This is a genomic window from Tsukamurella paurometabola, from assembly GCF_900631615.1.
GTDB lineage: Bacteria > Actinomycetota > Actinomycetes > Mycobacteriales > Mycobacteriaceae > Tsukamurella > Tsukamurella paurometabola_A.
In genome coordinates this window covers 2166026-2187205 of the sequence record NZ_LR131273.1, presented here as the reverse complement: position 1 = coordinate 2187205, position 21180 = coordinate 2166026, and the positions used below count along the sequence as shown (strand labels likewise).

20 protein-coding genes are annotated in these 21180 nt (G+C 72.7%); 12 read left to right on the top strand and 8 right to left on the bottom strand.

What is annotated here, in order from left to right:
* Positions 1 to 2: 2 nt before the first annotated feature.
* Positions 3 to 1166, bottom strand: a complete 1164-nt coding sequence (locus ELY19_RS10890) for a DUF7373 family lipoprotein (protein ID WP_126196213.1) — start codon at positions 1164 to 1166, stop codon at positions 3 to 5.
* Between the two features lie 77 nt (positions 1167 to 1243).
* Between ELY19_RS10890 and ELY19_RS10885 the strand changes: the two genes are divergently transcribed.
* The 6 genes from ELY19_RS10885 to ELY19_RS10860 are packed head-to-tail and all read left to right on the top strand — an operon-like array spanning position 1244 to position 8116.
* Positions 1244 to 2617, top strand: a complete 1374-nt coding sequence (locus ELY19_RS10885; protein ID WP_126196212.1) for a M20/M25/M40 family metallo-hydrolase — start codon at positions 1244 to 1246, stop codon at positions 2615 to 2617.
* Positions 2617 to 3825, top strand: coding sequence for a molybdopterin molybdotransferase MoeA (locus ELY19_RS10880; RefSeq protein WP_126196211.1), 1209 nt, complete (start codon positions 2617 to 2619; stop codon positions 3823 to 3825). Before ELY19_RS10885 ends, ELY19_RS10880 begins: the two co-directional genes overlap by 1 nt.
* A gap of 13 nt (positions 3826 to 3838) precedes the next feature.
* Positions 3839 to 4144, top strand: coding sequence for a GlsB/YeaQ/YmgE family stress response membrane protein (locus tag ELY19_RS10875; RefSeq protein ID WP_126196210.1), 306 nt, complete (start codon positions 3839 to 3841; stop codon positions 4142 to 4144).
* A gap of 58 nt (positions 4145 to 4202) precedes the next feature.
* Positions 4203 to 4925 carry a phosphatidylserine decarboxylase gene (locus ELY19_RS10870; RefSeq protein WP_126196209.1) on the top strand — a complete coding sequence of 241 codons (723 nt, stop codon included), beginning with the start codon at positions 4203 to 4205 and terminating at the stop codon, positions 4923 to 4925.
* Positions 4926 to 4963: 38 nt separating this feature from the next.
* The gene (locus tag ELY19_RS10865) at positions 4964 to 5818 is read left to right on the top strand and encodes a CDP-alcohol phosphatidyltransferase family protein (RefSeq protein ID WP_126198792.1); all 855 of its coding nucleotides are present in this window, start codon (positions 4964 to 4966) and stop codon (positions 5816 to 5818) included.
* A gap of 54 nt (positions 5819 to 5872) precedes the next feature.
* A complete protein-coding gene (locus ELY19_RS10860; RefSeq protein WP_126196208.1) occupies positions 5873 to 8116 on the top strand; it encodes an AAA family ATPase in 2244 nt (747 codons plus the stop codon).
* A 71-nt stretch (positions 8117 to 8187) separates the two neighbouring features.
* Here ELY19_RS10860 and ELY19_RS10855 read toward each other — a convergent pair whose 3' ends face one another.
* Both ELY19_RS10855 and ELY19_RS10850 read right to left on the bottom strand, forming a co-directional pair.
* A complete protein-coding gene (locus ELY19_RS10855) occupies positions 8188 to 9051 on the bottom strand; it encodes a DUF559 domain-containing protein (RefSeq protein WP_126196207.1) in 864 nt (287 codons plus the stop codon).
* Between the two features lie 173 nt (positions 9052 to 9224).
* On the bottom strand, positions 9225 to 9683 hold the full coding sequence (locus tag ELY19_RS10850; RefSeq protein WP_126196206.1) for a hypothetical protein: 459 nt from the start codon (positions 9681 to 9683) through the stop codon (positions 9225 to 9227).
* A 70-nt stretch (positions 9684 to 9753) separates the two neighbouring features.
* Here ELY19_RS10850 and ELY19_RS10845 point away from each other — a divergent pair, with 70 nt between their 5' ends.
* From ELY19_RS10845 to mnhG, 6 genes are read left to right on the top strand one after another with little or no spacing between them, the layout of a single operon-like run.
* Positions 9754 to 12651 (top strand): Na+/H+ antiporter subunit A, encoded by a 2898-nt coding sequence (locus ELY19_RS10845; RefSeq protein ID WP_126198791.1) that lies wholly within the window; start codon positions 9754 to 9756, stop codon positions 12649 to 12651.
* Positions 12648 to 13229, top strand: coding sequence for a Na(+)/H(+) antiporter subunit C (locus tag ELY19_RS10840; RefSeq protein WP_126196205.1), 582 nt, complete (start codon positions 12648 to 12650; stop codon positions 13227 to 13229). The genes ELY19_RS10845 and ELY19_RS10840 overlap by 4 nt, the downstream gene beginning before the upstream one ends.
* Positions 13229 to 14908, top strand: a complete 1680-nt coding sequence (locus ELY19_RS10835) for a Na+/H+ antiporter subunit D (protein ID WP_126198790.1) — start codon at positions 13229 to 13231, stop codon at positions 14906 to 14908. Before ELY19_RS10840 ends, ELY19_RS10835 begins: the two co-directional genes overlap by 1 nt.
* A complete protein-coding gene (locus ELY19_RS10830) occupies positions 14901 to 15599 on the top strand; it encodes a Na+/H+ antiporter subunit E (protein WP_126196204.1) in 699 nt (232 codons plus the stop codon). The genes ELY19_RS10835 and ELY19_RS10830 overlap by 8 nt, the downstream gene beginning before the upstream one ends.
* Positions 15596 to 15919, top strand: a complete 324-nt coding sequence (locus ELY19_RS10825; RefSeq protein ID WP_068522910.1) for a monovalent cation/H+ antiporter complex subunit F — start codon at positions 15596 to 15598, stop codon at positions 15917 to 15919. Before ELY19_RS10830 ends, ELY19_RS10825 begins: the two co-directional genes overlap by 4 nt.
* Positions 15916 to 16248, top strand: a complete 333-nt coding sequence (gene mnhG, locus ELY19_RS10820; protein ID WP_126196203.1) for a monovalent cation/H(+) antiporter subunit G — start codon at positions 15916 to 15918, stop codon at positions 16246 to 16248. The genes ELY19_RS10825 and mnhG overlap by 4 nt, the downstream gene beginning before the upstream one ends.
* A gap of 11 nt (positions 16249 to 16259) precedes the next feature.
* Here mnhG and ELY19_RS10815 read toward each other — a convergent pair whose 3' ends face one another.
* Genes ELY19_RS10815 through ELY19_RS10795 form a run of 5 tightly spaced genes read right to left on the bottom strand, consistent with a single transcriptional unit; the run spans position 16260 to position 21172 of the window.
* A complete protein-coding gene (locus ELY19_RS10815) occupies positions 16260 to 17264 on the bottom strand; it encodes a pyridoxal-phosphate dependent enzyme (RefSeq protein WP_126196202.1) in 1005 nt (334 codons plus the stop codon).
* On the bottom strand, positions 17261 to 18181 hold the full coding sequence (locus ELY19_RS10810; RefSeq protein WP_126196201.1) for a GHMP family kinase ATP-binding protein: 921 nt from the start codon (positions 18179 to 18181) through the stop codon (positions 17261 to 17263). Before ELY19_RS10810 ends, ELY19_RS10815 begins: the two co-directional genes overlap by 4 nt.
* Positions 18178 to 19383 carry an MFS transporter gene (locus tag ELY19_RS10805; RefSeq protein WP_126196200.1) on the bottom strand — a complete coding sequence of 402 codons (1206 nt, stop codon included), beginning with the start codon at positions 19381 to 19383 and terminating at the stop codon, positions 18178 to 18180. The genes ELY19_RS10810 and ELY19_RS10805 overlap by 4 nt, the downstream gene beginning before the upstream one ends.
* Positions 19380 to 20174 carry a Rossmann-like domain-containing protein gene (locus tag ELY19_RS10800; protein ID WP_126196199.1) on the bottom strand — a complete coding sequence of 265 codons (795 nt, stop codon included), beginning with the start codon at positions 20172 to 20174 and terminating at the stop codon, positions 19380 to 19382. Before ELY19_RS10800 ends, ELY19_RS10805 begins: the two co-directional genes overlap by 4 nt.
* On the bottom strand, positions 20171 to 21172 hold the full coding sequence (locus ELY19_RS10795) for an ABC transporter substrate-binding protein (protein WP_126196198.1): 1002 nt from the start codon (positions 21170 to 21172) through the stop codon (positions 20171 to 20173). The genes ELY19_RS10800 and ELY19_RS10795 overlap by 4 nt, the downstream gene beginning before the upstream one ends.
* Positions 21173 to 21180: the final 8 nt, after the last annotated feature.

Below are 21180 nucleotides of genomic sequence, written 5' to 3'. Positions count from 1 at the left end.
CCTCATTTCGCCTGCTGCAGAATCAGATACGAGGCGCCGATCGCCTGCTTGGCCCGACCTTCCTGGCTGTCGGTCACCTCGGCCAGGTACCGCCCGACGGGCGCCACACAATACGTCCGGGAGTCCTTCGACCCCTTGTAGGTCGGATACGTGAGGCAGCGCCCACCGGGCACACCGCGAACCGCGGCCTCGGTGCCCGCCCGCAGGGCCTTCGTACCGGCGATCGACCGCTCGGCGAGGAGCGCGGCGCCCGCCGCGTCCCGGGCGCGAGAGACCGTGTTCCCCGCATTGGCGACGTAATCGACACCGGCGTCGGCGAAATCCTTCGCAGCACCGGCGATGTCGGTCTGCGCGTTCAAGATCGCCCGCGCCGTGAAGGTCGCCTGGTAGATGGTGGGGCGTTCCTCCGCGAGCGTGTACTGCAACAGGCCGTCGTGATCGCGCGTGAGCGTGGAGAACTTGTCCACGGGCGTCGGGGTGAAGGCCTTGAGCGCGGGGAGCTGCAGGTCGAAGAACTTCTTGATGTGATCGACGGGCCCCGTGGTGTACGCGGAGAGGACGAAGCGCCCGCTCACCAGGAGCGCGACCGTCGCCTTCGTGTCCGCGTAGGACTTCGTGTACGCCTTCGCGCCCGGATACCCGGGGACGGCGACCGGTGCCTTCGGCGTCGGCGTCGAGCCGCTGCTGTCCTTGTCCTCGGCGAGGACCGACGGCGCGGCGACGGCGGATCGCGCCGCCGCCTCGTCCTTGAACCGGAACAGGCCCATGAGCAGGTTGGTCCCCGACGTCGAGGCGTCCGATCCCGGCACCTTGTCCCACGCCGACGTGGTGGCGGCCACCTCGTGGCCGGCGAGCGCCGTTCCGACCCCCTCGCCGTACAGGGACTTACTGACGTCCAGCATCTGCCCGACCTTGGGCGAACGGCCGTAGCGGAGGGCACCGTCGACCTCCGTCGCGAGCGGAATGATCTCCATCATTCGGAAGCCCTCCGCCGCGACCTGGGACTTCTCCGTCATCGGGGCGACCTGCCGAGGGGCGGTCGCGTACGAGCCGGTGTCCGGCCTCGGCACGCCCGACGGATCGGCCTCCGGCGAGCCCGGCACCGTCGTCGAACACCCCACGAGCAGCAGGGCGCCGCCCACCGCGCACAGCGACTTACGCAGCATGGATTCCTCCTCCAAGAGTTCACACAAGTGAACCACGACCCGCTGGGCACGCACTTAAGCCGCGCTAGGGTGAGCCGATGACCGAGCGCAGCCTGCAGGACACCGTCGAGAACCTGATGGACAAGGCCAGGTCGGACCTGGCGGAGCTGGTGGCGCACCCGTCCGTGCACGACTCCCCCGAATTCGGCGCCGAGCCCAACACGGCGTCCGCGGCGTGGGTGGCGCAGGCGTTCGCCGCAGCCGGCATCGAGAACATCGAGCAGATCACCACGTCCGACGGGTCGATCGCGGTCGTCGGGCACACGCCCGCCCCCGACGGCGCGCCGACGGTGCTGCTCTACAGCCACCACGACGTGCAGCCGCCCGGCCCGCGCGAGGCCTGGGACTCCGATCCGTTCACGCTCACCCCCCGGCCCGGCCCCGACGGCGTCGAGCGCTGGTACGGCCGCGGGGCCGCCGACTGCAAGGGCAACCTCGTCGCGCACCTGACCGCGCTGCGGGCGGTCCGCGGTGCGGACGGCTCCTTCCCGGTCGGCGTGCGGATCATCATCGAGGGCTCGGAGGAGGGCGGCGGCGCGGGCCTCGAGGACCTCGTCGCCGAGCGTCCCGAGCTCGCGCGGGCCGACCTCATCGTCATCGGCGACACCGGCAACGTCGCCGTCGGCCGGCCCACGCTGACCACGTCGCTGCGGGGCGTCGCGAGCGTGCGCGTCGAGCTCAGCACCGGCACGTCCGACCTGCATTCCGGCGCCTTCGGCGGCGCCGCGCCCGACGCCATCGCCGCCCTCATCGCGCTGCTCGCCACCCTGCGCGACGGCTTCGGCAACACGACGATCGACGGGCTCGACAGCTCCGCGCGGTGGGCGGGCGAGCCCTACGAGCCGGCGCAGTTCGCCGCCGACGCCGCCATCCACGACGACGCCGCCATCCTCGGCTCCGGCACCATCGCCGACCAGCTGTGGGCACGCCCCGCGGTCACCGTCATCGGAATCGACGCCCCCGCGACGGCCACCGCCGCCGCGGCCATCCAGCCCCGCGCCGCGGCCCTGCTCAACCTGCGCGTCCCGCCGGGCACCGATCCGCGCCACGCCGGCGAGCTCCTCGTCGCGCACCTGACCCGCCACGCCCCCTGGGGCGCGCACGTCCACGCCGTCGTCGAGTCCGTCGGCGAGCCCTTCGCCGCCGAGACCACCGGCCCCGCCTACCGGGTGCTGCAGGAGGCCCTCGTCGAGGCGTACGACGGGGCCGAGGTCGCCTTCAGCGGCCAGGGCGGCTCCATTCCGCTGTGCACGCAGCTGCGCAGGGCCGCGCCGAACGCCGAGATCGCGCTGCTCGGCGTCGAGGAGCCGCAGTGCCGCATCCACGCGCCCAACGAGTCCGTCGACCCCGCCGAGCTGCGGCGCACCGCGCTCGCCGAGGCGCTGTTGCTCACCCGCCTGGGCTCCGCGTGATGCGGTCCGTCGACGAGCACCGCGCCGCCGTCGCCGCGCTGATCCCGCGCCGACGCATCGTCGATCTGGCTCCGGAGCAGGCCGCCGGCCTGACCGTCGCGCGTGACGTCGTCGCGCCGATCTCGCTGCCGCCGTTCACCAACTCCGCGATGGACGGCTACGCGGTGCGCGCCGCCGAGGCCGTCGCGGGCGCCGTGCTGCCCGTCGCGTTCGACGTGCCCGCCGGCCGCACCGACGTGCCCGCGCTCCCGCCCGGGGCCGCGTGCCGCATCATGACCGGCGCCCCCGTGCCCGACGGTGCCGACGCCATCGTCCCGGTCGAGCGGACCGACGGCGGGGTCGAGCGGGTCCGCATCGACGAGACGCCCGAACCGGGCCGGTTCTTCCGCGCCGCGGGCAGCGACATCGCGGCCGGCGAGGTCGCGCTGCGCGGCGGCGAGCGGATCGGGCCGGGCACCGTCGGGCTGCTGGCGGCGCTCGGCTATCCGACGGTCCGCGTCTGCGCCCCGCTGCACGTCGCCGTCCTGTCCACCGGCTCCGAGCTGGTGGAACCGGGCACGCCGCTGCGCCCCGGGCAGATCTACGAGTCCAACGCCCCGATGCTCGCGAGCGCGATCCGCGAGGCCGGGGCCACCGCCGAGGTGCTGCGGTTCGTCGCCGACCACCCGGACGAGCTGCTCGGGCGCCTCGCGGAGCGGCTCGGCGCGGGCGACGTCGACCTCGTGGTCACCAGCGGCGGGGTCAGCGCCGGGGCGTTCGAGGTGGTCAAGGACGCGCTGGCGTCCCGCGGCGTCGCGTTCGTCAAGGTCGCGATGCAGCCGGGCATGCCACAGGGCTGCGGCACCGTCGGATTCGACGACGGTGCGCGGGTCCCCTTCGTGACGTTCCCGGGCAACCCGGTGAGCGCACTCGTCTCGTTCGAGGTCTTCCTGCGGCCCGCGCTGCGCGCGGCGATGGGGCTGCCGGACCGCTCGCGACGCGCCGCGCGGCTCGCCGAGCCCGTCGACTCGATCCCCGGGAAACGCCAGTACCTGCGTGGACTCCTGACGCGGAACGCCGACGGTACCGATTCGGTCTCGGTTCTCGGCGGGCCGGGTTCGCACTACCTACGATGGCTTTCACAGGCGAATTGCCTGCTGGACGTCCCCGCCGAGGTCGAGCATCTGGCCGCGGGGACCCCGGTGGAACTTATTCTCCTGAACGACTAACGAGGAGACATTCATGGTCGCGCAGAACGCAGACACCGTCATGCTCGCATCGGCCAATTTCAGCCCCGGCTGGTTCGCCTGGATCATCATCGGCGGCCTCGCGGGCTGGATCGCCAGCAAGATCATGGGCACCGACAAGGACATGGGCATCATCAAGAACGTGCTGGCCGGCGTGATCGGCGGCTGGCTCGGCGGATACGTGCTGCGCCTGTTCGACGTCCAGACCGGCACCTTCGGGTGGATCCTCACCTTCCTCACCGCGCTCGTCGGCGCCTGCGTGCTCATCGGGGCAGTGAAGCTCGTCACCGGACGCAAGTGATCGCACCGTCGGGTGACAGAATGTCCCCCGACATGAACGCGAACAGAGAGGACGTCAGGTGGCGCGCCGACCTCGCACGCCGGTCGACGGGCATCTGACCGAGCACTCCACCGGCATCGAGCACATCACGGAGCTGATCCGGCACACCGTCCCGCCGCTGCACCCCGCCGGGGTCCCGTTCATCGCGGGCTCCCTCGGGGTGGCCGCGGTGGGCTACCGCAAGAGCTGGATCCGGGTGCCCGCCCTGATCACGGCGGCCGCGTGCGCCGGCTTCTTCCGGCACCCGGCCCGCGTGACGCCCACCGCCGAGGGCGTCGCGGTGGCCCCCGCGGACGGCGAGGTGACCCTCGTGGACCAGCACGTGCCGCCCCGCGAGCTGGGCCTCGGCGATGCGCCGCTTCCCCGGGTGTCGATCTTCCTGTCGGTGTTCGACGCGCACGTCCAGCGCGCGCCGCTGGCCGGCGTCGTCGACTCCGTGGTGCACACCGACGGTGCGTTCCTGCCCGCCGACCTCCCCGAGGCCAGCGACCGCAACGAGCGCACCGCGGTCCGCCTCGCCACCGAGCACGGTCCGGTGGGTGTGGTGCAGATCGCCGGCCTCGTGGCGCGGCGCATCCGCACCGACTGCGCGCCCGGCGACACCCTCGAACTGGGCGAGACCTACGGCATCATCCGGTTCGGCTCCCGCGTCGACACCTACTTCCCCGCCGGCACCGAGCTGACCGTCTACAGCGGCCAGCGCGCGGTGGCCGCCGAGACCGTGATCGCGCGCCTGCCGTGACCGAGTCCCCCAGCGCACCCCACCGCCCCGTCGGCGTCATGATCCTGCCGTCCATGCTGACGGTGGCCGCGCTCTGCGCGGGTCTGACGGGCGTGCGGTTCGCTGCGGACGGCAAGGTCGACCTGGCGATCATGCTGGTCGTGATCGCCGCTATCCTCGACGGCCTCGACGGCCGCGTGGCGCGGCTGCTGGGCGCCTCCACCCGGATCGGCGCCGAGCTGGACTCCCTGGCCGACGCCATCAACTTCGGTGTCACGCCGGCGCTGATCCTGTACTTCGTGTGCTTCCCCGGCTCGCCGGCGGGGTGGATCGTCGCGCTGCTGTACGTGGTGGCGATGGTGCTGCGGCTGGCCCGGTTCAACACCCTCGCCGCCGACCCGACGGCCCCCGCGTACACGAAGGACTTCTTCGTCGGCGTGCCCGCGCCCGCCGGCGCCATGCTGGTCCTCGCGCCGCTCGCCGCCCAGCAGGAATGGGGCGACGGCTGGTGGGTCAGCACCCCGATGGTCGCGGCGTGGACGCTGTTCGTCGCCGCGCTGACCGTCTCCCGGATCCCGACGTCCAGCTTCAAGACGATGACGGTGCAGCCCGCGAAGGCCGCGGGGGTGCTGGTCGCCGTCGCGGGCCTGGCGGCGCTGATCCTGACCTACCCGTACATCGCGCTGCTGCTGGTGATCGCGCTCTACCTGTTGCACATCCCGTTCGCGTGGCGGTCCAAGCGGTGGGTCGTCGCCCGGCCCGAGGCCTGGGACCGCAAGCCCGCGGAACGTCGCGCGATGCGCCGCGAGCAGCGCCGCCCGGTGCGGCCGCACCGTCGCGCCGCGACCGCCGGCCGGGGTGGCCGGCGCACCGCCGCCCGCCTCGGGCTGCGCCGCCCGACCCGGGAGGACTGACCCGGTCCCGTCGCGCCCCGTCGTGGTGCGGCGGGGCGAACTAGTGTGGGGCGGGTGTCGAACCTCTCGCTCACCGTCCGCCTGCAGACCTCGGCCCTCGAGGCGCGACGGGGCATCGTCCGGATCCACCCCGAGGCCCTCGCGGCGCTCGGCCTGCGCGAGTGGGACGGCATCGAGCTGCTCGGCGCGCGCCGCACGGCCGCCGTCGTCGCCGCCGCGCCCGCCGGATCCGCGCCCGGCGTGGCCCTCCTGGACGAGCTGACCATCACGAACTGCGGGCTGCGGGAGGACGCGACCGTCGTGATCTCGCCCGCCACCGTCTACGGCGCGAAGCGGGTGCTGCTGCGCGGCAGCGCCCTGACCCGCAACGCCCTCGACGGTGCCGCCCTGCGGCAGGCATTGCTCGGCAAGGTGATGATGCCCGGCGACAGCGTCTCGCTGTTGCCGCGCGACCTGGGGCCCGGCACGTCGACCGCGGACGCGACGGCGCAGCTCTCGCGGCTCGTCGGGGTCACCTGGACCAACGAGCTGCTCACCGTGGTCTCGGTCGATCCGTCGCCCGGGCCGGTCTCGGTGCAGCCGAACTCCGCGGTCCTGTGGGCCGACGACGACGGTGCCGCGGTCCCCGCCGCGCCGACCACCTCTCCGGGCGCTGCGGTCGTGACCTTCACCGAGGAGGTGCCCGAGGTCGAGACGCCGCCGGTGCGCCCCGTCGCGGACCTGGTCGGCGCCGACGGCGCGGTCCGCCGCCTCACCGAGTGGCTGTCCCTGGCGCTCGACGAGCCGGAACTGCTCGAGAAGCTGGGCGCGCCCGCCCGCCTCGGCGTCCTCATCACCGGGCCCACCGGCGGCGGCAAGGCCACGGTCGCGCGGTCCGTCGTGGCGCCGCGGCCGCTCGTCGAGCTCGACGGTGCGCTGACCGGCGCGCTGGAGCCGCAGGCCCGGCTGGAGCGGGTGCGCGGCGCGGTGAGCCGCGTGCGTGAGGCGGCAGCCGGTGCGGCCGGTGATCCCGACCGGCCGGGCCCCGGCGCCGCGCTGCTGGTGCGCGACGTGGAGGCGCTGCTGCCCGCGACCCGCGAACCCGTCTCGACGATGATCCTCGACGAACTGCGCCGCGCGGTCGCCACGCCGCGCGTCGCGCTCCTCGCGACCACCTCCGCCCCGGGCGAGCTGGACTCACGGCTGCGCGAGCCCGACCTCGCGGAGCGGACGGTCACCGTCGACCTGCCGGACGCGAAGCAGCGCGAGCAGCTGCTGGAACTGCTCCTGCGGGAGGCGCCGACGGCGGACCTGGACCTGCACGAGGTCGCGCTGCGCGCGCCGGGCTTCGTGGCGGCGGACCTCGCCGCGCTGTGCCGGGAGGGCGCGCTGCGGGCCGCGGCGCGGGTGGTCGGCACCGACGAGCGGATCGCCATCACCCAGCCCGATCTGCTGGGCGCGCTCGGCGTGATCCGGCCGGTGTCCCGGTCGGCGACCGAGGAGGTCTCGGTCGGCTCGATCACGCTCGACGACGTGGGCGACATGGTCGAGACCAAGCAGGCCCTCACCGAGACGGTGCTGTGGCCGCTGCGTCACCCGGACACCTTCGCGCGACTCGGCGTGGAGCCGCCGCGCGGCGTGCTGCTCTACGGTCCGCCCGGCTGCGGCAAGACCTTCGTGGTGCGCGCACTCGCCGCGTCGGGGCAGCTGTCGGTGCACGCGGTCAAGGGCGCGGAGCTGATGAACAAGTGGGTCGGCGAATCGGAGAAGGCCGTCCGCGACCTGTTCGCCCGGGCCCGCGGCAGTGCACCGTCGTTGATCTTCCTCGACGAGGTGGACGCCCTCGCGCCGCGCCGCGGTCAGTCGTCGGACTCGGGGGTCGGCGACAAGGTGGTCGCCGCGCTGCTCACCGAGCTCGACGGCGCCGAACCCCTGCGCGACGTGGTGGTCCTGGGCGCGACGAACCGCCCCGACCTCGTCGATCCCGCGCTGCTGCGACCCGGCCGGCTGGAGCGGCTGATCTTCGTGCCGCCGCCGGACGCCGAGGCCCGCGCGGAGATACTGAAGACCAGCTCGCGGTCGATCCCGCTGGCCGACGACGTGAACCTCCCGGCGCTGGCGGAGCAGCTGGACGGGTACTCGGCGGCGGATTGCAGCGCGCTGCTGCGCGAGGCCGCCCTCACGGCGATGCGGCGCGACCTGGACGCGGCCACCGTCACCGCGGCCGATGTCGAGGCGGCGCGGCAGGCCGTGCGGCCGTCGCTGGACCCGGCGCAGGTGGCGGACCTGCAGGCGTACGCGGACCGTCGCGCGACGTAGGCCGTTCCGAAACCGCGCTCCTGCGCGGCCTGGGCGAAGTATTTCGATCGCGAGCGAAATCAAGCGCGGTTTCAGAAGTCAGTGGTGCCGCGATGCCGTCCCTTGCGGACCAGGGCGAGGACTTCCTGGAGAAACGCGGCCCATTCCTGATCGTCCATCACCTCGTCGTAGTCGATCCGGAGCACTCGGTAGTTGCCGACCGTCGAGGTGCGGTCGCGCCTGCAGTCCGCCTTCCGCCGCGCGCCGTTGTGATGACGGTCGCTGTCGCACTCGATGATGAGCCTGTCTCCGACGAGCAGGTCCACCCTGCCCACGCCGGGTATCACCACCTGGGTCCGCACCCCGATGTGCGCGCGGCGCAGCCGGCACCGGACGACCGATTCAGTCCCCGATTCCGCCGCCGGATCCAGCTGGTCCAGCAGTCGCAGCGTCCGCACCGGTGCGCCGGCGAACCACCGCCGGATGTCGGCGAGGTCGACGGTCGGGGTCAGCCGGAGCACGGAGTCCGCGACGGCGACGAACATGTCCGGGTCGAGACAGTTGGCCGCGCAGATCAGCGCCTCGGGCAGTGCGTCGACCGCGGTGATCGGTGTCGCCAGCGCGCGGTGGGCGCGGCACTGACGATCGAACCTCGGTGCGTCCCGATACCGGGACCATCGGGTGTGCAGGCGCCTCTGGTGCGGCGGTATCCATACCCCCGGCCGATGCTTGAGCGCCGAGACGCACGCGACCGTCGCGCCGGCCCGCACGGCCGCGACCACCGTCGCGTCGGCGCCGGGTGTCTCGTACCAGCCGCGACGGATCACCCCGAGCGCCGCGTGCCGGCGCAGTTCGTCGACCTCGGCGGCGTCCACGCCGGCCCTGACCAGCTGTCGGCGGGAGACGACGCCGCCGTTGGCCGCGGCGAGCTCGGCGATCAGATCGTGGGTGTTCATGGGCCGATCGTGCCGGTCGTCCCGCCCTGATCATCCCGACCCGGGTCTGCCCTGTGGACAGAACACGTTAGGTACCCACATCTGTGGAGGAGCGCCGTCCGAAACCGTCGTTCAGCGAGGTCAGGACAGAAATACTTCGCCGCGATCGAATTTCGAGCAGGTTTGTGAACGCGCTACACCTTGCTGACCGCGTAGAAGACGGCGTTGGGCACGGCGCCCGCCTGGACGGAGCTCACGGTGACCACGTAGCCCCGGCCGGAGAACTGCGCGGACTGGGTCGCGTTGTCCGGGGCGCCCGCCCCGGCGCCGAGCGCGATGTAACCGGCGTCGGTGAGCTTGCGCTTCGCGGTGTCGAATCCGCCGTCGCCGGCCTGCACGGTCACGTTGTAGACGGTGACACCGCCCTGCTGCCGCTCCCCCGCGTCGATGAGGTTGCCGTCGACGATCGGCACGTCGGCCTCGGGGAACGATGCGGGCAGGGTGACGGTGGCCGCCGGAGTGTCCTTGGCGTCGTCGCCGCAGCCCGCGGCGCCGAGGAGCAGCCCCGCCGCCGCGAGGGCGCCGAACGCGCCCCGCGCCAGACGCGCACCCCGCGTAGCCGAAGTGATCGGACGATCCGTCAACTGGTCCATGCAGCTCCCCACATGCCTACCGGTAGAATTCGAAAAGAACGACACCCCGCTCATGAAGGACGGAGTGCCCTTGCTTGTCATCCTTGTCTGTTTGTCACTGGCGACCTTAGCCGCACCGATCGTGGTCGGCCGTTTCGGCGCGCGCGGATTCCTGGCACTCGCCCTGGCTCCCGCCGCGGCCCTGGTCTGGATCATCACCGTCTGGCCCGTCTCCGGCGAGCCCGACCGCACGGAGTCCCTGCAGTGGATCCCGGCGCTGAACATGAACGTGGATCTGCGGCTGACGCCGCTCGCGGCGGTCATGTCCGTGCTCGTGCTCGGTATCGGCGCGGTCATCCTCGTGTACTGCGCCGGCTATTTCACCGGCGTCTCGAACACCCGCAAGCTCCCCACCTTCGCGGCCGAACTCGTCGCCTTCATGGCCGTCATGTTCGGTCTGGTGGTCAGCGACAACATGCTGGTCATGTACGTCTTCTGGGAGCTCACCTCGGTGCTGAGCTTCCTGCTCGTCGGCTACTACGCCGAACGCGCCACGAGCCGCCGCGCCGCCACGCAGGCGCTGCTCGTCACCACGCTCGGCGGGCTCGCGATGCTGGTCGGCATCATCGAGCTGGGCGAGCACTACGGCACCTACCTCTTCTCCGAGGTCATCGCCCGCGCCGTCGGCGACCCGTCGACGATCTCGATCGGTGTCGAGGTGGGCGTCGTGCTCATCCTCATCGGCGCGATCAGCAAGTCGGCGATCGTGCCCTTCCACTTCTGGCTCCCCGGGGCGATGGCCGCCCCGACCCCGGTCTCGGGCTACCTGCACGCGGCCGCCATGGTCAAGGCCGGCGTCTTCCTCGTGGCGCTGCTCGCCCCCGCCTTCGCGCACCTCACGTCGTGGCGCGTGATCGTGCTCGGCCTGGGCATCCTCACCATGATCCTGGCCGGCTGGCGTGCCCTGCGGGAGTTCGATCTCAAGCTGATCCTCGCCTTCGGCACCGTGAGCCAGCTCGGCATGCTCATGGTGCTCGTCGGTACCGGCGAACGGAACGTCGCGCTCGCGGGCATGACGATGCTCACCGCGCACGCCCTGTTCAAGGCGACGCTGTTCATGGTGGTCGGCATCATCGATCACGCCACCGGTACGCGCGACATCCGGCGCCTGGCCCGCCTCGGCGACCGGCAGAAGGTGCTGGCCGTGATCGCGGCGCTGGCCGCGGCGTCGATGGCGGGCATCCCGCCGCTGTACGGCTTCGTCGGCAAGGAGGCGGCGCTCGAGACGGTGCTGCACGCGTCGCTGCCGTCGCCGGTCCCCGTGCTCCTGCTGGTGGGCCTGTGCGCGGGTTCCGCCCTGACGGTGGCGTACAGCATCCGCTTCCTCTGGGGCGCCTTCGGCCGCAAAGGGCAGGCCAAGCCGACCAGCGCCGTCGAGAACATGCACGGGATCAGCCCGCTGTTCCTGGCCGGGCCCGCGTTGCTCGCCGTGCTCAGCCTGATCGACGGGATCTTCTCGCCGTGGCTCGATCACGTGCTCGCCGAGTACCCCGACCGGTCCTTCCCGCCCGCCGAGGATCCGTACCATCTCGCGCTGTGGCACGGCTTCACGCTGCCGCTGCTGCTGACCGTGCTGATCATCGCGACGGGCGTCGTCATCGTCCAGCCGCACAGCCCCTTCTCGCGGCTCCGGCGGCGCAACAGCGTGCTGCTCGGCAACGCGGACCGCCTCTACGACGCCACGCTGCGCGGCGCCGACGTGCTGTCGCTGCGCATGACGCAGAGCACGCAGCGCGGTTCGCTGCCGCTCACGCAGGGCACGATCCTGCTGACGCTGGTGCTGCTGCCGGTCCTGGTCCTCGCCTTCGGCACCCGTGCGCGGCCCGAACTGCGGGTGGACGCCTCGCCGCTGTTCCTGTCGATCTCGGTGCTGATGTGCGCCGCCGCGTTCACCGCGGTCGTGCTGCGGAACCGCCTGGCGACGGTGCTCGTCGTCGGCGTGACCGGCTACGGCACGGGCGTGATCTTCGCGATCTACGGGGCGCCCGACCTCGCGCTGACCCAGTTCCTCGTCGAGACGCTGACCCTCGTCGTGTTCGTGCTGGTGCTGCGCAAGCTGCCCGCCGAGGCGCCCATCACGGGCAGCCGCCCGACGCGGGTGGCGCGTGCGCTGCTCGGCATCGCGGTGGCGGCGATGGTCGTCGTGGTGGCGATCGCGGCGCGCGCCGCCCGGGTGGCCGCGCCCGTCGCGGACCGGCTGCCGGAGCAGGCTTACAAGTTCGGGTACGGCCACAACACGGTGAACGTGATCCTGGTCGACATCCGCGCCTGGGATACGTTCGGCGAGATCTCGGTGCTCCTGGTGGCGGCGACGGGCGTCGCCTCGCTGGTCTTCCGGAACCGCCGGTTCGGCTCGGCGCCGCGGGTCAGCCCGGAGGCCGCCGCCGCGGCCGCCGCGGCGCCCGGCACCACGTGGCTGCGGGGCAGCGCGCTCCGCGATCCCCGGCACCGCTCGCTGGTCCTGGAGATCACCTCCCGCATGGCCTTCCCCACGATCATGGTGGTCTCGGTCTACTTCTTCTTCGCCGGGCACAACGCGCCGGGCGGCGGCTTCGCCGGTGGCCTGACGGCAGGCCTCGCGCTGGTGCTGCGCTACCTCGCGGGCGGTCGCTACGAGATCGGCGAGGCCCTGCCGCTCGACGCGGGCCGCATCCTGGGCACGGGCCTGCTGCTCGCGGCGGGCGGCACCATCGTCTCGCTGCTGGCGGGCGCCCCGGCCATGTCATCGGTCGCCTTCGAGTTCACCCTGCCGGTCTTCGGTGACGTCAAGGTGGTGACAGCGCTGATCTTCGACGCCGGCGTGTACCTCATCGTCGTGGGCCTGGTCCTCGACGTCCTGCGCAGTCTCGGAGCGCGCCTCGACCTGGAGGGATCCCCCGCCGACATGACCTCGCCCCTGCCCGTCCAGTCGGGGGGTGGCGCACGATGATCGTCGACATCGGTCTCTTCGCCGCGATCGCCGTCATGGTCGCCACCGGCGTGTACCTGCTGCTCGACCGCAGCCTCACCCGCATGCTGATGGGCATCATCCTGTTCGGCAACGCGGTGAACCTGCTGCTGCTCGCGCTGTCGTCCCCGCCCGGCAATCCGCCCATCGTCGGGTACTTCTCGGAGGGGCGCCTCACCGACGCGGATCCGCTGGCGCAGGCCATGATCCTCACCGCGATCGTCATCACGATGGGCATGGCGGCGTTCATCCTCGCCCTGGCCTACCGCTCGTTCACGATCAACACCGACGACGAGGTCGACGACGACCCCGAGGACACGAAGGTCCTCGAGCGCGACGCCGACATCGCCGCCGACGATCCCGACTACGACGCCTCGGACGACCCGATCACGGGCGCACCGTCGGCCCTGGGCGACGCCTACGGGCCCGACGGCGAGCTGCTCACCCCCGAGGAGCTGGCGCAGGCCCGCGTCGACGTCGTGGACACCGGCGCGCTGCCGCTGCCCAGCGTGCCGCGCGAGAAGCAACTGCCGCCCGTGGAGCAGGAGGGCGAGCGATGATGAGCGAATCGACGATGCTCGCCCTGATCCCACTGCCGACGGTGCTGCCGATCGTCGCCGCCGCGATCACGATGGTGATGGGCCGGCATCCCCGGCTGCAGCGCCTGATCTCGCTGATCTCCCTCGTGGCGATCGTCGCGGTGGCCGCGCTGATGCTGTACTACACGGACCGGCACGGCACCGTCGCGCTGCACGTGGGCGGCTGGGGCGACCGCGACGGCGGGGGCGGCCCGCTCGGCATCACCCTCGTCGCCGACCAGCTGGCGGCGCTCATGGTCCTGGTCTCGGCGATCGTGTTGCTCGGCGTCCTCGTGTACTCGGTGGGGCAGGGCATCCGCGACGGCGACGAGCACCAGCCGGTCTCGATCTTCTACCCCACGTACCTGATCCTGGCGGCCGGCGTGTGCAACGCCTTCCTCGCGGGCGACCTGTTCAATCTGTTCGTCTCCTTCGAGATGCTGCTCGCCGCGTCCTTCGTGCTCCTGACGGTGGGCGGCAGCGCCGACCGGATCCGCGCCGGCGTCTCGTACGTCATGGTCTCGATGGTCTCGTCGGTGATCTTCCTGCTGGGCATCGCCTACGCCTACTTCGCGACGGGCACGCTGAACCTCGCGGACATGGCGATCAAGCTGCAGGACCTCCCGGCCGGCACGCGGACGACGCTGTTCGCGGTGCTGCTGGTGGCGTTCGGCATCAAGGCGGCGGTGTTCCCGCTGTCGACGTGGTTGCCGGACTCCTATCCGACGGCGCCCGCCCCGGTCACCGCGGTCTTCGCCGGCTTGCTGACCAAGGTCGGTGTGTACGCGATCATCCGTGCGCACACGCTGCTCTTCCCGGGCGGCGCGCTCGACGACGTGCTCATGATCGCGGGCCTGCTCACGATGATCGTGGGCATCCTGGGCGCGATCGCGCAGACGGACATCAAACGTCTGCTCTCGTTCACGCTGGTCAGCCACATCGGCTACATGATCTTCGGCATCGCGCTCTCCACCCCGCTGGGCCTGAGTTCGACGATCTACTACGTGGTGCACCACATCCTCGTGCAGACCACGCTGTTCCTCGTGGTGGGCCTCATCGAACGGCAGGCGGGCGCGGCCTCGCTGCGCCGGCTCGGCGGGCTCGCCGCGGCCAGCCCGGTACTGGCGATCCTGTTCTTCCTGCCGGCGCTGAATCTCGGTGGCATTCCCCCGTTCTCGGGCTTCGTCGGCAAGGTCGGGCTCATCGAGGCCGGTGTGCGGCAGGGCTCGGTGCTGGCGTGGGTGCTGGTGGCGGGCAGCGTGATCACCAGCCTGCTGACCCTGTACGCGGTGATCCGCGTGTGGACGAAGGCGTTCTGGCGCCCCCGCTCCGACGCCCCGGAGGGGCAGCTGGCCGTCGCGCACCCGGAGGCCCTGCTCGACGACGCCGACGTCATCGAGTTCGCCGACCGCGAGGACCCGGGCCGGATGCCGATGAGCATGGTCGCCCCGACGGCGGGCCTGCTCGGCGTGGGCCTGCTCATCGCGATCTTCGCGGGACCGATGTTCACCGTGACCGACCGCGCCGCCGAGCAACTCCTCGGCCGGGAGGACTACATCGAGGCCGTGCTCGGCCCGGAGGCCGTCTCCCGCCTGCAACCGCCCGACGGTGCCCCCGTCACCGTCGGCCCTCAGAACCGGCAGGGAGGCGCGCATGGCTAAGCGACTCGTGACCCGGATCCTGCCCGACCTGCGGGACGGCCGCGCGGTGGCGGTCAAGCTCGCCCAGCTGGTCTGGCTCGATGCCGTGTGGGTCATGCTGTGGGGCAGCGTGACCTGGGGCAACATCGCGGGCGGCCTGATCGTGGGGCTCGCGATCCTGCTGCTGCTCCCGCTGCCGCCCGTCCCGGTGGAGGGCCGCGTGCACCTGGGCTCGCTGCTCAAGCTGATCGCCGTCTTCATCGTGGAGATGTTCCGGTCGTCGATCGAGGTGGCGTGGCTCGCGATCCGGCCCGGCGCGATGCCGCTCAGCGCGGTACTGCGGGCGAAGGTCTCGATCAAGTCCGACCTGGTGCTCACCCTGCTGGTCGACATGATGAACCTCATCCCGGGCACGATGGTGCTGGAGATCGACACCAAGCGGCGGCTGCTCTACGTGCACGTCGTCGACGTCAGCAGCGAGAAGGCCGTGCGGCAGTTCTACCGCAGCACCGCGCGCCTCGAGCGGCTGTTCATCGACGCGTTCGAGCGCGACAACGAGTGGCACGCCAGCCCGATGCACGGCATCGATGACGACGAGTACCACCACGTCGCGCCCGGTGCCCGTGGCCTGGCGGGCGACGCGCGCCGGATGGCCGCGCCCGAGATCGCCTACCGCAGGGCGCAGAGCACCGAGGGAGAGGGGAAGCCGTGACCGTCGTCTTCGTCATCACCGGCGTGATCCTCATGGCCGCCGCCTTCCTCACCGCCTATCGGCTGCTGCGCGGCCCGAACACTCTCGACCGGGTGGTCGCGGTGGACGCGCTCGTCGCGATCGCCGTCGGCGGCCTCGCGGTGTGGGCCGCGTACAGCCGCAACTCGTCGGTCATCCCCGGGATCGTCGCGCTCTCGCTCATCGGTTTCGTGGGCTCGGTCTCGGTGGTCCGGTTCCGGGTGCCCGACGATGCGGGGACGGCCCCCTCGCCGCCCGACGAGACGCCGGACATCGCGCCGCGGAACGGGGGTCTCCGATGATCGTCGACGTCGTCTCCTCGATCCTGTTCCTCACGGGCGCCGTCTTCGCCGTGACCGCGGCGATCGGCATCATCCGGTTCCCGGACACGCTGACCCGCATGCACGCGGCCACCAAGCCGCAGACCCTGGGGATGCTCCTGCTGCTGGCCGGCGCGATCGTGCGGATGACCGATTCGGTCGACGTGTGGATGCTGGTGCTGGCCGGGCTGTTCACCATGATCACGGCGCCCGCCGTCGCGCACCGGGTCGGTCGGGTGGCCTACCAGGAGCAGCGGCTGCGCGACAGCACCATCGACCCGGACCAGATGGAGACCGGCAACCGCGACTAGCGACCCGCGGGTCACGTACCGGGGCGGCCGGCCCACCGCATCCGCGACCACGGCACAGCGACCTCCGACGGATCGTCGACGAGTCTCGGCCGCTCCGGTCCGGCCGCATCGGAGTGCTCGGCCAGGGCGTGCAGGTAGCGGTGGCCCGTGTCCGGCAGCACCTGCACGGTGGCGTCGACCGGTGCGCCGTGGTCCTGTTCGTAGTCGGCGGCGACGTGCCCGGCCCCGGAGGAGAGACCGGCGAACAGCGCGTGCTCGCGGAGCAGCCGGTGGGTACCGGCCCGGGCGACGTCGAAGGACACCCAGTGGATCACGTCGTAGAGTCCGTGACGCACGTTGTCGAACGGAATCGAGGAGCCGATCCCGGCGATGAGCATGGCGGGGTCCTCGACGTGCTCCGCGCCGAACGTGACACTGCCGAACGGCTGTACGCCGACCAGTTCCACGGCCAGGCCGGCCTCCTCGAAGCCGAGCCGCAGTGCACCGCTGGAGACGCCCGACCCGACGGGCGCCACGAGCCGCACCGCCGCGGCCCCGTGGGCCGCGAGCTCGGTCGCCGTGTCGCGGGCGATGTCCCGGTACCCGAGGTAGTGCACGGGGTCGTGGTACTGCCTCATCCAGTGCAACGACGGGTCCTGCGCGAGCAGTTCGGTGATGCGCCGGACGCGGCGGTCCTGGTCGAGCTTCAGCGAGGCCGACGGCGGCATCTGCTCGAGGTGCACGCCGAGGGCGAGGAGTTGGAGCCGCAGTCCCTCGTCGATCGTCGTCGATCCGATGATGCGGCAGCGGACGCCCGCCTCGTGGCAGGCCAGCGCGAGCGCGTACGCGTAGATGCCCGACGAGGAGTCGATGACGGTGCCGCCGGGCCGGACCCGGCCCGCGTCGAGTGCGGCGCGGAGGGCGGCCCTCGCCGAGGCGACCTTCATCGACTCGAATCGCAGCAGGTACCGGTGTTCGCCGCCGCGGAGGAGGGCGGGACGGCTCAACACCTCGGCGATGTGCCCGTGGGTCCTCATGCGGCGCGACCGATCGCGATCGGGTCCTCCGCGACGCGGAAGCCCTCGGCCCGCACGCGGGAACAGGCGCGGCGCAGCCGTTCCCGCGGGTGCCCGCGCTCGAACAGCAGGCCCGCGACGTTCCCGGAGTGCGCCACCTGCACCCCGAGCGCTCCCCCGTGCTCGGCCGCGGCGATGAGGCGCTCGAGGCCCGGCTTGTAGTGGCGGCTCTGGTTGAGCACGGCGCTGCGGGTCGCCACTGCGGCGACGCCCGCCGCATCACCGGCGGCGACGGCGCGGCGCAGCAGTGCGCGCAGCACCTCGTACTCCGCCACGTCACCGGTGCCCGTGGGCCGCAGCGCGAGGGTCTCGACCGGCCCGCCGAGCACGCATCGCACCAGGTGCATCGGGGGCAGGGCCTCCCCGAGCTCCTCGATGACGTGGCCGTGCCGGTGCGCGAACAGGATCGGGCGATCGGCCCACAGCGGGTCGGAGGCCCCTTCGGCGGCGACGGCGAGTCGCGCGACCGTGCCGGCATCGAGCTCGGCATCGGCGCAGTCCGCGACCGCGCGGACCGCCGCGAGCACGTCCGCGGTCGAGGATCCCAGTCCCAGGCCGACGGCCGCCGTCCGCGTCACGCGGAGCTCGCCGCCGGTGTACCCGAGCACGCCGTGGGCGCGGAGGTGCGCCAGCGTCGCCGCGGCGGCGCGGCGCGCCTTGACGAGATCGTGTGCGCCGACGGTGGACCGTGCGCGGACGGCGCCGGACGCGTCCGGGGTGAACACCGCCACGGACCCGACGGTGCCGATCGGCACGGTCACGAGGCCGGGGCATTCGCCCGCGACGCGGCAGCGGAACCGGCCCTGCAGGAGTTCGCCGTGGTGGCCGCTGCTCCGCCCGACGCCGCGGCCGCGGGAACCGATGTGTGCCGCTGTCATTCGACGCCCGCCGTCGCGCGGGCCCCGCGCAGCGCGCGCCGGGCGAAGACGACCGCCAGCGCGGTGGCGACGCCGAGGGCGATGCCGACGCCGGCCCAGCCGGCGAGCGCGAGGGCGGCGCCGGCGAGGGCGGCGCCGGCGAACACGCCGACGCTCTGCGCCGCGCCGTTCAGGGACAGGACGGTGCCGCGCACCGGCCCCGCCGCCCGCACCAGCGTCGTGGTCACCGCGGCCGCGATGACGGCGTGCGACGCCGAGACCAGTGCCACCATGAGCCAGGCGACGGCGACGTGGGGCGCGGTGTAGAGCGCCGCCATCGCCGCGGCGGCGACGAGGATCGCGGCCGTCGTCACGCCGAGCAGCCGGTCGGCGCCGCGGTCCTGCATTACCCTGCCGCCCAGGAAGTTCCCGAGGAAGAAGGCGAGGCCGGACGTGGCCCAGACCAGTGAGAACCAGCCGGTGCCGATCCCGAAGCGCTGACCGAAGGCTGCGGCGATGTAGGCGAGGGAGCCCATGAAGGCCAGCGTGCGCAGGAGCGAGACGGTCAGGACGTCGAGTGCGCCGGGTAGGGACCGGACGGTGCGGAACGCCTGCAGGTAGCTCACCGAGGTGTCGCCGCCGCGCGGGTCGCGGCGCCGGGCGATCAGCAGCGCGACCACGAGCAGCACCGCCGTGGTGCCGGCCATGTCGGCGCGCCAACCCCACAGCACGGCGGGCAGCGCGAGCACCGGTGCCGCGAGGACCGCGGTCAGCGTCATGGTGGAGGAGACCAGGGTCGCGGCGCGGGCGGATGCCGACGGCGAGTCGAACCGGTCGGCGGCCATGGCGGCCACCGCGGGGTTGAGGACGGCGGTGCCCGCACCGATCAACAGGCAGAAGGCGACCCAGGCGACGGTGCTGCCCTGGAGCGCGAGGCCGCAGCCCACGGCGAGGACGACCAGCGCCAGCGCGGCGACCGATGACCGGGGCAGCCGGTCCAGCAGGGGCGCCGCCGCGACGCCGACGAGGAGCGCGGCGACCCCGCCGAGGCCGCGGAGTCCGCCGATGAGGTCGACGCCGGCGTGCGCGTCGGCGGCGATGGCGACGAGGAAGTTCGCCATCACCGTGAACGGGACGAGACCCAGCGCGGCGGCGGCGAGCAGCGGCCAGATCGCGCGGACGAGTACCCGATCGGGGAGCGGGCGGTCCGCGGCCGCGCTCACGCGGCACCCCGGTACAGGTACATCGGGGACGCGTCGGCGGAGAACTGCGAGAACGGGAAGTGCTCGGCCGAGAGGGCGCTCAGGCCCGCGCCGAGGAAGGCGCGGGCGACGGCGGCACCGCTCTGCGCGTACACCGCCAGCGGCACGTCGCGCTCCCGGCAGGTCGCGACGATCTCGTCGAAGCTGCCGTTGCCCAGCGTCATCCCCGTCGCGAGCACGGCGTCCGCCTCGGCGAGGACGGCGCGGTGGTCGTCCGCGACCGGGTCGCCCCAGTGCGTGCGCTGCAGGTTCCGGTCCGCGAGCAGCGGCACTCCGCCGCGCTCGCGGATCGCGGCCACCAGCGGATTCACCACGCCGATCAGTGCGACGCGCGCGCCGGGCGCGACGGCGAGCAGCTCCGCCACCGCGGCGTCGCGGGCGATCGCCCGGGCGTCGGGGGTGCCGGTCGGCAGCGTCCGGAGCTCGGCGCGCGGGTCGTCGCGGTGCGGGGCCGCTGCGGCGAGGGCGGCGTCCGCCGCGGCGATCCGCAGCGGCTGCGCCGGTGCGTCGAGCAACGCCGCGAGCGGCTCACCGGAGAGGTCCGCGACCGTGGGGTCGAGCTCGCCCTCCTCGAAGGCGCACGCGCCGAAGGAGTCCCCGACGCGGACGAGGACGTAGCGGTTGCGGTAGCGCTGGTCGCTGCCGGCGAGACGGGTGCCGTGCGCGACGAAGAAGACGCTGCGCGCGATCTCGTCCCCGGCGGCCTCCCTGGCCAGGTCCAGCGCATCGGCGACGGAACCGGGCGCGCTCATCGGGCCGCCCCGCTCTGCTCCAGGTAGTCCGCGAGACCCGCGGCCGCGTCGAGGTTGCGCGGCCCCGCCACCAGCTCGGCGTAGTCCACGACCCGGATGCGGTTCTCGCGCACGGCCGGCGCGTCCTTGATCGGCGACGACTGCCGGAGGTAGTCGATCTTCTGCTGCGCGGGCTGCTTGTCGTAGTCGACGATCACGATCACCTGCGGTTGCGCCTGCACCACGGACTCCCAGCCGACGGAGGTCCACCGGCCGTCCACGTCGTGCGTCACGGAGCGCCCGCCCGCCAGGGAGACCACCTGGTCGGCCGCGGCGCGGCGGCCCGCGGTGTACGGCTCCGCGGTCCCCGAGTCGTAGACGAAGACGGACGGCCGCACCGTCTTGCGGTCGGCGCGCTCCTGCAACGCGCGTTCGCGGGCGCGCAGGTCGTCGACCAGCTTCGTCGCGCGGTCCTGGACGCGGAAGATCGCGCCCAGGTTGGTGAGATCGGTGTAGGTGTCGGCCAACGGGTTCGCTGCGCGCGCGGCGGGCTTGTCGCCGTAGTTGTAGCAGGTCTCCTCCTGCATGTAGCTGTCGATCCGCAGCTTCCCCAGCGATTCCGGCGTGACCCCGCGGGCGGGGCTGAAGCCCGCCTGCCAGCCCGCGAACACCCAGTCCGCCTTGGCGGCTACGAGCGGTTCCTGGGTCAGGACGCCGTCGCTGAGGATCGGCACCTTCGCGTACTCGTCGCGGTACGGGGACTTCGCGATCACACCGTGCACGGTCTTCGGCAGGACGATGCCCTTGATGCGGTCGGTGAGCCCGAGCGCGAACATCTTCTCGATCGCCGAGACGTCGTACGGCACCGCGGCGGTCGGCGACCGGTACTGCTGGTGCACACCGCAGTTGGTGACGTCGACGAGGTCCGTCGTGGATTCTGCGGGCCGCGCACCGCAGGCGGTGCCGGCGAGCAGCGTGCTCGCCGCGACGGTCGCGGCGAGCAGGGAACGGGGAGGCATCGGGGTCG